General features: G+C 58.7%; 10 protein-coding genes. 7 read left to right on the top strand and 3 right to left on the bottom strand.

What is annotated here, in order from left to right:
- Positions 1 to 34: 34 nt before the first annotated feature.
- Positions 35 to 847 (top strand): exodeoxyribonuclease III, encoded by an 813-nt coding sequence (gene xthA, locus ACKPCU_RS11745; RefSeq protein ID WP_321346877.1) that lies wholly within the window; start codon positions 35 to 37, stop codon positions 845 to 847.
- 51 nt (positions 848 to 898) lie between these two features.
- On the opposite strand, the gene clpA is transcribed toward xthA, so the two are convergent.
- Both clpA and clpS read right to left on the bottom strand, forming a co-directional pair.
- Positions 899 to 3,166, bottom strand: a complete 2,268-nt coding sequence (gene clpA / locus ACKPCU_RS11740; RefSeq protein ID WP_104738551.1) for an ATP-dependent Clp protease ATP-binding subunit ClpA — start codon at positions 3,164 to 3,166, stop codon at positions 899 to 901.
- Between the two features lie 33 nt (positions 3,167 to 3,199).
- Positions 3,200 to 3,562: an ATP-dependent Clp protease adapter ClpS gene (gene clpS / locus ACKPCU_RS11735; RefSeq protein ID WP_104738550.1), complete on the bottom strand. Its 363-nt coding sequence runs from the start codon at positions 3,560 to 3,562 to the stop codon at positions 3,200 to 3,202.
- Positions 3,563 to 3,780: 218 nt separating this feature from the next.
- On the opposite strand from clpS, the gene cspD reads away from it, so the two are divergent.
- Positions 3,781 to 4,044, top strand: a complete 264-nt coding sequence (cspD, locus tag ACKPCU_RS11730) for a cold shock domain-containing protein CspD (protein WP_104738549.1) — start codon at positions 3,781 to 3,783, stop codon at positions 4,042 to 4,044.
- A gap of 98 nt (positions 4,045 to 4,142) precedes the next feature.
- Here cspD and icd read toward each other — a convergent pair whose 3' ends face one another.
- Positions 4,143 to 5,399, bottom strand: coding sequence for an NADP-dependent isocitrate dehydrogenase (gene icd / locus ACKPCU_RS11725; RefSeq protein ID WP_321346874.1), 1,257 nt, complete (start codon positions 5,397 to 5,399; stop codon positions 4,143 to 4,145).
- 342 nt (positions 5,400 to 5,741) lie between these two features.
- Here icd and ACKPCU_RS11720 point away from each other — a divergent pair, with 342 nt between their 5' ends.
- From ACKPCU_RS11720 to purB, 5 genes are read left to right on the top strand one after another with little or no spacing between them, the layout of a single operon-like run.
- Positions 5,742 to 6,176 (top strand): NUDIX hydrolase, encoded by a 435-nt coding sequence (locus tag ACKPCU_RS11720; RefSeq protein WP_321346872.1) that lies wholly within the window; start codon positions 5,742 to 5,744, stop codon positions 6,174 to 6,176.
- 1 nt (position 6,177) lies between these two features.
- Positions 6,178 to 7,302: a tRNA 2-thiouridine(34) synthase MnmA gene (gene mnmA, locus ACKPCU_RS11715; protein ID WP_104738546.1), complete on the top strand. Its 1,125-nt coding sequence runs from the start codon at positions 6,178 to 6,180 to the stop codon at positions 7,300 to 7,302.
- Positions 7,299 to 7,919 carry a high frequency lysogenization protein HflD gene (gene hflD, locus ACKPCU_RS11710; RefSeq protein ID WP_104738545.1) on the top strand — a complete coding sequence of 207 codons (621 nt, stop codon included), beginning with the start codon at positions 7,299 to 7,301 and terminating at the stop codon, positions 7,917 to 7,919. The genes mnmA and hflD overlap by 4 nt, the downstream gene beginning before the upstream one ends.
- Positions 7,920 to 7,953: 34 nt before the next feature.
- Complete coding sequence (locus tag ACKPCU_RS11705; RefSeq protein WP_321351827.1) at positions 7,954 to 8,802, top strand: DMT family transporter; 849 nt, start codon at positions 7,954 to 7,956, stop codon at positions 8,800 to 8,802.
- A gap of 37 nt (positions 8,803 to 8,839) precedes the next feature.
- A complete protein-coding gene (gene purB, locus ACKPCU_RS11700) occupies positions 8,840 to 10,210 on the top strand; it encodes an adenylosuccinate lyase (protein WP_321346867.1) in 1,371 nt (456 codons plus the stop codon).
- Positions 10,211 to 10,224: the final 14 nt, after the last annotated feature.

The following is a 10,224-nucleotide window of genomic DNA, read 5'->3' as shown; positions in this document are numbered from 1 at the left end:
TGTGCGACCGAACCTCGTACCACAGGACACACCCATGAAGATCGTCTCGTTCAACATCAACGGCCTGCGGGCTCGTCCGCACCAGCTGCAGGAGCTGGTTACGCGTCACAACCCGGACGTCATTGGCCTGCAGGAAACCAAGGTTGACGATCCGCAGTTCCCGCTGGCCGATGTTGAGGCACTGGGATACCACGTTGCCTTCCACGGCCAGAAAGGTCATTACGGCGTAGCCCTATTGACCCGCCAGCAGCCGCTCTGGGTGCGCAAGGGCTTTCCGACCGACGACGATGATGCCCAGCGCCGGATGATCAGCGCAGCCATCCCGTGTGCAGACGGCGAGCCACTGATCGTGTTCAACGGCTACTTCCCGCAGGGCGAAAGCCGCGACCATCCAACCAAGTTTCCGGCCAAGGAAAAGTTCTACCAGGACCTGCAAGCGCACCTGGAAAGCGAGTTCACACCGGATCAACGCATCGCCATCATCGGCGACATGAACATTTCCGACACAGACGCCGACATCGGCATTGGCCCGGACAACGCCAAGCGCTGGCTGCGCACCGGCAAGTGCAGTTTCCTGCCGGAAGAACGTGGCTGGATGCAGCGTCTGAAGGGCTGGGGACTGGTCGATACCTTCCGCCACCTGAACCCCGACTCCGACCGCTTCAGCTGGTTCGACTACCGCAGCCGCGGTTTTGAAGACACCCCCAAGCGCGGACTGCGCATCGATATGGTGCTGGCCAGCCGGGCACTGGCCGAGCACTGTGTAGAAAGCGACATCGACTACGACATTCGCGGGATGGAGAAACCCTCCGACCACGCGCCGATCTGGTCGCGCTTCGACGTCTAAGCCAGACAAAAAAAGACCGGCATTCGCCGGTCTTTTTCGTTACGGAAAGCCTCAGGCGACCTCCGCCTCCGGCACCTCAATTTCCAACTCGCCATCACGCAGCGTGACGTGCACTGTACCGCCCTGCTCGGCCAGCTCGCCAAACAGGATCTGCTCGGCCAGCGGACGCTTGATCTTGTCCTGAATCAAGCGGGCCATCGGGCGAGCGCCCATCATCGGATCGTAGCCGTGCTCGGCCAGCCAGTTGCGGGCATCTTCGTCCACATCCAGCAGTACGTGCTTGTCTTCCAGCTGGGCCTGCAGTTCGGTGAGGAACTTGTCGACCACGAACTTGATGCTTTCGTGAGTCAGGCGGCCAAACTGGATAATTGCATCCAGACGGTTGCGGAACTCCGGCGTGAAGGCTTTCTTGATGATCTCCATACCGTCGGTACTGTGATCCTGCTTGGTGAAACCGATCGACGCGCGCGACATGGTTTCGGCACCAGCGTTGGTGGTCATCACCAGGATAACGTTGCGGAAATCAGCCTTACGACCATTGTTATCGGTCAGCGTACCGTGGTCCATCACCTGCAGCAGCAGGTTGAAGACTTCGGGATGCGCCTTCTCGATTTCGTCGAGCAGCAATACGCAATGCGGACTCTTGGTGACAGCTTCGGTCAACAGGCCGCCCTGGTCGAAACCGACGTAGCCCGGAGGCGCACCAATCAAACGGGAGACGGTGTGCCGCTCCATGTACTCGGACATGTCGAAGCGCAGCAGCTCAACGCCAAGGCTCTTGGCCAGCTGACGAGTCACTTCTGTCTTGCCGACACCAGTCGGACCGGCGAACAGGAAAGAGCCGACCGGCTTGTCTGCCGACTTCAAGCCGGCACGCGACAGCTTGATCGCGGTAGACAGTGCGTCGATCGCGCTGTCCTGACCAAACACCACCAGTTTCAGGTCGCGTTCCAGGTTCTTCAGCAGCTCCTTGTCGCTTGAGGAAACATGCTTCGGTGGAATCCGCGCGATCTTGGCGACAATCGCCTCGACCTCGGGCACGTCGATGAATTCCGGACGATTTTCTGGCAATTGCAGGCGCTGATAGGCGCCTGCCTCGTCGATCACGTCAATCGCCTTGTCGGGCATGTGACGGTCATTGATATAGCGGCTGGCCAATTCAGCCGCCGCTTTCAGCGCCTCATCGGTATAGCGAATACCGTGGTGCTCCTCGAAGCGGCTCTTGAGCCCCTTGAGAATCTGAATGGTGTCGGTAACCGACGGCTCGACCACATCGACCTTCTGGAAGCGACGCGCCAACGCGCGATCTTTCTCGAAAATACCGCGAAACTCCTGAAAGGTAGTGGAACCAATGCAACGAATTTCACCGGACGACAGCAGCGGCTTAAGCAGATTCGAGGCGTCCATAACACCGCCCGAGGCCGCGCCAGCACCAATGATGGTGTGGATTTCGTCGATGAACAGAATCGCGTGCGGGCGCTTCTTCAGCGCTTTGAGCAACGCCTTGAAGCGTTTCTCAAAGTCACCGCGGTACTTGGTGCCCGCCAGCAGCGCGCCCAAGTCCAACGAGTAGACCACGGCTTCAGACAGGGTATCCGGCACCTCGCCATCAACGATGCGCTTGGCGAGCCCCTCGGCAATGGCCGTCTTGCCGACGCCAGCCTCGCCGACCAGCAGCGGATTATTCTTGCGGCGGCGCATGAGAATCTGCGCAACGCGCTCTACCTCAGATGCACGCCCTACGAGGGGATCGATCCGCCCCTTGCGCGCCATCTCGTTCAGATTGCTGGCATAGGCCTCCAGCGGGTTGCTGGCGGTCGCCCCTTCTGCCGCCTCTTCATCCATGGACTCCTGCTCATCGCCAAGCTGCTCGGCATCGCTCTGAACCTTGGAGATCCCGTGGGAGATGAAGTTGACGATGTCGATACGCGCAATCTGCTGCTGCTTGAGGAAAAAGACAGCCTGACTTTCCTGCTCGCTGAAAATCGCAACCAGCACGTTCGCGCCACTGACCTCGCCCTTGCCGGAGCTCTGGACATGGAATACCGCGCGCTGCAGTACGCGCTGAAAACCCAGCGTCGGCTGGGTCTCACGCTCCTGATCCTGCTTCGGAATCAGCGGCGTGGTGGAGTCGATAAATTCAGTGAGTTCGCTCCGCAGGCGCTCCATATCTGCGCCACAGGCATTGAGGACTTCGATCGCGGCCTGATTGTCCAGCAGCGCCAGCAGCAGGTGTTCAACGGTCATGAACTCATGCCGCTTGTTGCGTGCATCCTTGAACGCCAGATTCAGGGTGATTTCGAGATCTCTATTGAGCATGTTGCCACCTCATATGCGATGCAAATCGCCTTGTTACGCTTCCCGTTCAATCTGACACATCAACGGGTGCTGGCATTCCCTCGCGTAGTCGTTGACTTCCGCGGCCTTGGTTTCGGCTATGTCCCGGGTATAAATGCCACAGACCGCTCTACCTTCAGTATGCACCTTGAGCATGATCTGAGTAGCACTTTCCCGGTTGTGGGCAAAAAAACGCTCCAGAACCTCCACGACAAAATCCATCGGCGTGTAGTCATCGTTAAGCATGATGACCTTGTAACGAGACGGTGGCTTGAGCTGAGGCTTGCTGGTCTCGACCGCCAGGCCGTGATCATCCTCGTGCTCGGGTTCCCCCGCCCCCTGATTTAAGGTTAGTTGAAAATCTGTCATTGAAAACATCTGCCATTTCACCGCTGGAAGCCAGAAAAGATGCCGCTCATCGCAAAACTGCGTACTGGTACACAGGTTGCTTTGGGGCCAACTTGACTTGCCCCGATTCGATGTTAAAAGTGTAATAGTGCCTGACTGACCGGTCACCATTTATATCCGGAACAGACCGCTGGTCAGCAAGGGCCACACCAATCACATGACGTGACAAGCTACCAGAGGGACGCAGTATGGAGAACGGTAAGGTCAAATGGTTCAATAATGCCAAGGGCTACGGGTTTATCGTAGCGAACGGGCGGGACGAGGACCTCTTTGCGCACTATTCAGCTATCCACATGGATGGCTATAAAACGCTCAAGGCCGGCCAGCCGGTTCAGTTTGACATCATCCAGGGCCCCAAGGGCTTGCACGCCATCAACATCCAATCCACTGTTGAGCACGCTAGCAAGAAACAGGTGGAAAATGAAGGCGCAGCGAGCCTCATGCATGACTGATCGCTGATTTCGATCGCGCAAACAACAAAGCCGGCTTTCGCCGGCTTTGTTGTTCTTGCCCGGAAACGAGCCGCCCTGGGCGGCTCGCACCGCAGTACTTACATCGAGCCGATAACGTCGTCACCAAACTCGGAGCACTTACGCAGCTTGGCACCATCCATCAGGCGCTCAAAGTCATAAGTGACGGTCTTGTTGGCGATCGCACCGTTAACACCCTTGATGATCAGATCAGCCGCTTCAACCCAGCCCATGTGGCGGAGCATCATTTCAGCAGACAGGATCACCGAACCCGGGTTGACCTTGTCCTGACCAGCGTACTTCGGAGCAGTACCGTGGGTCGCTTCGAACATGGCAACGGAGTCAGACAGGTTGGCGCCCGGAGCGATACCGATACCACCCACTTCAGCGGCCAGCGCGTCGGACAGGTAGTCACCGTTCAGGTTCAGGGTAGCGATCACGTCGTATTCGGCCGGACGCAGCAGGATTTGCTGCAGCATGGCGTCAGCGATGACATCCTTGACTACGATAGTCTTGCCGGTGTTCGGGTTCTTGAACTGCATCCACGGGCCGCCGTCCAGCAGCTCAGCACCGAATTCGTCACGGGCAATCTCGTAACCCCAATCCTTGAAGGCACCTTCGGTGAACTTCATGATGTTGCCCTTGTGAACCAGGGTCAGGGAGTCACGGTCGTTGTCGACGGTGTATTGCAGAGCCTGGCGAACCAGACGCTTGGTGCCTGCTTCGGAAACTGGCTTGATACCGATACCGCACATGTCGGTGAAGCGGATCTTCTTGACGCCCATTTCTTCGGTCAGGAACTTGATGATCTTTTCAGCTTCCGGGCTACCGGCTTTCCACTCGACACCCGCGTAGATGTCTTCGGAGTTCTCGCGGAAGATGACCATGTCAACATCACCCGGCTTCTTGACCGGGCTCGGCACGCCTTCAAACCAGCGAACCGGACGCTGACAGACGTACAGGTCAAGTTCCTGACGCAGGGCAACGTTGAGGGAGCGGATACCACCACCTACCGGAGTAGTCAGCGGGCCCTTGATGGAAACAACGTACTCTTTAATGGCGTCCAGCGTCTCAGCCGGCAGCCAGGTGTCTTGATCGTAGACTTGAGTGGCTTTCTCGCCCGCATAAACTTCCATCCAGGAAATCTTGCGCTTGCCGGAGTACGCTTTTTCAACAGCAGCGTCGACGACCTTGATCATGACAGGGGAAATATCGAAACCGATGCCGTCACCCTCGATGAAGGGGATGATCGGATTGTCGGGTACGTTCAGGGAAAGGTCGGCGTTAACGGTAATTTTGTCGCCGCTGGCCGGCACCTGGATCTTTTGGTATCCCATCTTTGACTCCGTTTATGTTGTCGTTGCCACAGGCGATGCCGGCAGGTGGGTAACCCCCGACATCCCATGAATACGGATTTTCAGCCGCGCTATTGTTGTAGTTTTCCTACAGAATGTCACGCACTTTTGTCTTCAATCTCGCCACCAACCCCTCTCCTTCGCTATTTAAGCAATCTATGAGAGTCGATCAATCAAGAATATGTAGTAACACTACAACCACACTACAAAACGCAGCCAATCAGAATCCTAGCTGTTTTCCGCCGCTTTACCAAAGCCGGCGGCGGAGGTTGTTCACCGCAACAGCGGTTTGCGCTACCCTATCGCACCTGCCGAGGAGCCGCGATGCGATTTTTACCCCACGTTACTGTCGCCACCATCGTCGAGCATCAGTCACGCTATCTGATGGTTGAGGAGGAGCGTGATGGGCGCATTGTCCTGAATCAACCTGCGGGCCACCTGGAAGCCGACGAAACCCTGCTCCAGGCCGCCTTGCGAGAAACCCTGGAAGAAACCGGCTGGCACGTCGAACTCACTGCTGTAGTTGGCCTATATCTTTTTCAGGCAGCCAACGGCGAAACCTACCAGCGCGTTTGTTTCAGTGCCAAGCCTATCAGTCATGAGCCAGAACGCACGCTGGACGAAGGTATTATTCGCGCCCGCTGGATGTCGCTGGACGAACTTGTCGACAATACTGAAATGCTGCGCAGCCATCTGGTTCTAGGTTGCGTGCAGGACTACCTGAATAAACCGCACTACTCACTGGATCTGATTCGCTGATATGTCTACCCAGCCCAATACGCCCAATTCTGAAATTCGCGTCATCGTCGGCATGTCCGGCGGTGTCGACTCGTCCGTTTCTGCAGCGCTGCTGCTGGAACAGGGCTATCAGGTAGAAGGTCTGTTCATGAAGAACTGGGACGAAGACGACGGCACTGAGTACTGCACTGCCAAGGAAGACCTCGCTGACGCGCAGGCTGTCAGTGACCGCTTGGGGATCAAGCTGCACACCGCGAACTTTGCTGCCGAGTACTGGGACAATGTGTTCGAGCATTTCCTCGAAGAGTACAAAGCCGGCCGCACACCCAATCCGGACATCCTCTGCAACCGCGAAATCAAGTTCAAGGCGTTTCTGGACTACGCCCTGTCGTTGGGCGCCGACCTGATCGCTACGGGTCATTACGTCCGCCGCGCTGAACGCGACGGTCAGACCGTGCTGCTGCGCGGGATCGACAACAACAAGGACCAGAGCTACTTCCTGCATGCCGTCGGTGCCGAGCAGATCGCGCGCACCCTGTTCCCCGTTGGCGAACTGGAGAAGCCCGAAGTGCGTCGCATCGCCGAGCGCTACGAGCTGGCGACCGCCCGCAAGAAGGACTCGACTGGCATCTGCTTTATCGGCGAGCGTCGTTTCAGCGACTTTCTCAAACAGTACCTGCCCGCCCAGCCCGGCGACATTGAGACCACGGACGGCACCGTGATCGGCCGTCACCACGGCTTGATGTACCACACTATCGGTCAGCGTCAGGGGCTGGGCATCGGCGGCCTACAAGGCGCCAGCGACGAGCCCTGGTACGTACTGCGCAAGGATCTGACCAATAACGTACTGGTCGTCGGCCAGGGCAATAACCATCCATGGCTGTTTTCCGACGCCCTTACCTGCTCATCGATCTACTGGGTCAATCCGATCGACACCAGCGAACCGCTGCGCCTGACTGCCAAGGTCCGCTACCGTCAGGCTGACCAGGCCTGCACGCTGGAGCAGACTGCTGACGGCTACCTCGTACGCTTTGACGAGCCGCAACGCGCTGTGACGCCCGGCCAGTCGCTGGTCTTGTACAGCGGCGACATCTGCCTGGGTGGCGGCGTGATCGAGACCGCCATTGCCAGCGGAGACGCGCCGTGAGCCGTATCACTGACCAAATCATCGCACTGGGGGCCACATTCGAAGCCGGCATTCAGGTTGATCGCCTGGCACGCAGCGGCAAGGTGTCCGAAGGCCCTGTAGCCTGCCTGGTTGCCAGCATCCTCAACCGCTCACCCGACAACGTGATCGACGTTTATGGTGGCAGCCCGCACCAGATTCGCAACGGCCTGCAAGCACTGGAAGCTATGCTGGAGCGCGATACCGGTGCGCTCCAGCGAGACGCTCTGCGCTATGTAATGAACCTGCTCTCCCTTGAGCGTCAGCTGGCCAAGCGCGAGGACATGCTGCAGGTGCTCGGCCAACGCATCGCCCAGGCCGAACACCAGGTCGAGCACTTTGGCCTGCTGCACGATAACGTCATGGCCTCACTGGGTAGCACCTATCAGGACACTATCAGCACCTTGCGCCTGCGCATTCAGGTGCACGGTGACATGCGCTTTTTGCAGCAGCCGGAGGTCGCCAACCGGGTGCGCACGCTGCTGCTGGCCGGTATTCGCTCTGCCACACTCTGGCGCCAGGTTGGCGGCCATCGCTGGCAGTTGCTATTTCAACGCAAGAAGCTGCTGGACGCCACCCGCGCGGTGCTGCGTGGTTGAACTGGTCCGCCAGGACCAGCCGCGCGCTGGCGCCATGCTGCTGGCGCTGTCCGCCCTGCTGTTCGCCTGCATGGGCGTGCTGATCCGCGAGGTATCCGAAGGCGTCAATAACGAAACCGTCGTCTTCGCACGCAACCTGATCGGCGTGCTGTTTTTCCTGCCGATCATTCTGGTTCGCGGCTTCGGGCCTTTCCGCACCAATCGCCTTGGCAATCACTTCCTGCGTACCTTCTATGGCCTTGGCGCCATGTACTGCTTCTTCTACGCCATCGCTCACCTACCGCTGGCAGACGCCATGGTGTTCACCTACGCAGCCCCCGTCTTCACGCCGGTTCTGGCCTGGTGGTGGCTGAAGGAAAGCCTGACCGGGCGCATGCTGCTGGCGGTATCCATCGGCTTCGTTGGCGTTGTCCTGGTCGCCAAACCAAGCGGTGCGCTGTTTGACCCCAAAGCCCTCGCCGGCGTAGCCGCCAGCCTGCTCGCGGCCTGCGCCTTCGTCTCCATCAGAGCCATGAGCAACAGCGAGCCAGCAACCCGCATCGTCTTCTATTTTTCGACCTTTTCAGCCCTGCTGTCGGCCATTCCGATGACTTGGGCCTGGCAACCCCTGACACTGAAACAAGTCGGCCTACTGATTGCGGTAGGCCTGGTAGCGACCGTCAGCCAACTGGTGATGTCCAAGGCCTACGCCCTCGCCCCACCCGGCAAGATCGGGCCATTGAGCTACCTGGCTATCGTGTTTTCCGGGCTGTTTGCCTGGGCGCTGTGGGGCGAGGTACCGGGCTGGTCATCCTGGGCCGGTGCCGGCCTGATCTTCGCTGCCAGCCTGATCAGCGTGTATCTGCCCTCCAAGTCGGACAAAAGCCGCACGGCTGGTGTATGATTTGGCCCTTTTCCGCCAGCTGCTCGACGAGAGAACTATGCAACTTTCTTCCCTGACCGCCGTATCCCCGGTTGATGGCCGCTATGGCAGCAAGACCGCCAGCCTGCGTTCTATTTTCAGCGAATATGGCCTGATTCGCTTCCGTGTACAGGTCGAAGTGCGCTGGCTGCAGTGCCTCGCCGCTCATCCGGGCATCAGCGAAGTCGCGCCCTTCTCCGCCGAAGCCAATGCGATCCTGAATCGCCTGGCTGAAGACTTCGACATGGCCCACGCCGAGCGCGTCAAAGAGTTCGAGCGCACCACCAACCACGACGTGAAAGCCGTCGAGTATCTACTCAAGGAACAGGCCAAGCAGCTTCCGGAGCTGGAAAAAGTCAGCGAATTCATTCACTTCGCCTGCACTTCTGAGGACATTAATAACCTGTCCCACGCGCTGATGCTGCGCGCCGGCCGCGATGAAGTGCTACTGCCGCTGATGCGCCAAATTGCGTCCGCCATTCGCACCCTGGCCGTTGAGCATGCCGCCGTTCCGATGTTGTCACGTACCCACGGCCAGCCCGCCTCCCCGACCACACTGGGCAAGGAACTGGCCAACGTGGTTTACCGCCTGGAACGCCAGATCGCTCAGATTGAGAGCATCCCGCTGCTGGGCAAGATCAATGGCGCCGTCGGCAACTACAACGCCCACCTGTCTGCCTACCCCGAACTGGACTGGGAGGCCAACGCCAAGCAGTTCATCGAGCAGACGCTGGGCCTGCAGTTCAACCCCTATACCACCCAGATTGAGCCGCACGACTACATTGCCGAGCTGTTCGACGCCGTCGCCCGTTTCAACACCATCCTGATCGACTTCGACCGCGATATTTGGGGCTACATCTCGCTGGGCTACTTCAAACAGAAGACTGTCGCCGGCGAAATCGGCTCCTCGACCATGCCGCACAAGGTCAACCCGATCGACTTCGAAAACTCCGAAGGTAACCTGGGCATCGCCAACGCCATCATGCAGCACTTGGCCAGCAAACTGCCGATCTCCCGCTGGCAGCGCGACCTGACCGACTCGACCGTACTGCGTAACCTGGGCGTCGGCTTTGCCCACAGCGTCATTGCCTATGAATCGTCACTCAAGGGCATCGGCAAGCTGGAGCTGAACGAAGCCCGCCTGGCTGAGGATCTGAACAACTGCTGGGAAGTCCTGGCCGAGCCGATTCAGACCGTCATGCGCCGTTTCGGCGTTGAAAACGCCTATGAAAAGCTCAAGGACCTGACCCGCGGCAAAGGCATCACCCCAGATGCCCTGCTAGCCTTCGTCGATGGCCTGGATATTCCGGAGCAAGCCAAGGCCGAGCTCAAGGCGATGACCCCGGCCAGCTACATCGGCAATGCCGTGGCGCAAGCCAAACGTATCTGACCCGGCCGGTCCTA

It is taken from the genome of Halopseudomonas oceani (assembly GCF_963677335.1).
In the GTDB taxonomy this organism is placed as follows: domain Bacteria; phylum Pseudomonadota; class Gammaproteobacteria; order Pseudomonadales; family Pseudomonadaceae; genus Halopseudomonas; species Halopseudomonas oceani.
This window is presented reverse-complemented; position numbering and strand designations above follow the sequence as displayed.

Excerpts from the sequence above, each read along its gene's own strand:
- ACKPCU_RS11720 (WP_321346872.1), top strand. The coding sequence starts at position 5,742 with ATGCGATTTTTACCCCACGTTACTGTCGCCACCATCGTCGAGCATCAG.
- mnmA (WP_104738546.1), top strand. The coding sequence starts at position 6,178 with ATGTCTACCCAGCCCAATACGCCCAATTCTGAAATTCGCGTCATCGTC.
- purB (WP_321346867.1), top strand. The coding sequence starts at position 8,840 with ATGCAACTTTCTTCCCTGACCGCCGTATCCCCGGTTGATGGCCGCTAT.
- icd (WP_321346874.1), bottom strand. The coding sequence starts at position 5,399 with ATGGGATACCAAAAGATCCAGGTGCCGGCCAGCGGCGACAAAATTACC.
- xthA (WP_321346877.1), top strand. The coding sequence starts at position 35 with ATGAAGATCGTCTCGTTCAACATCAACGGCCTGCGGGCTCGTCCGCAC.
- clpS (WP_104738550.1), bottom strand. The coding sequence starts at position 3,562 with ATGTTTTCAATGACAGATTTTCAACTAACCTTAAATCAGGGGGCGGGG.
- clpA (WP_104738551.1), bottom strand. The coding sequence starts at position 3,166 with ATGCTCAATAGAGATCTCGAAATCACCCTGAATCTGGCGTTCAAGGAT.
- ACKPCU_RS11705 (WP_321351827.1), top strand. The coding sequence starts at position 7,954 with ATGCTGCTGGCGCTGTCCGCCCTGCTGTTCGCCTGCATGGGCGTGCTG.
- cspD (WP_104738549.1), top strand. The coding sequence starts at position 3,781 with ATGGAGAACGGTAAGGTCAAATGGTTCAATAATGCCAAGGGCTACGGG.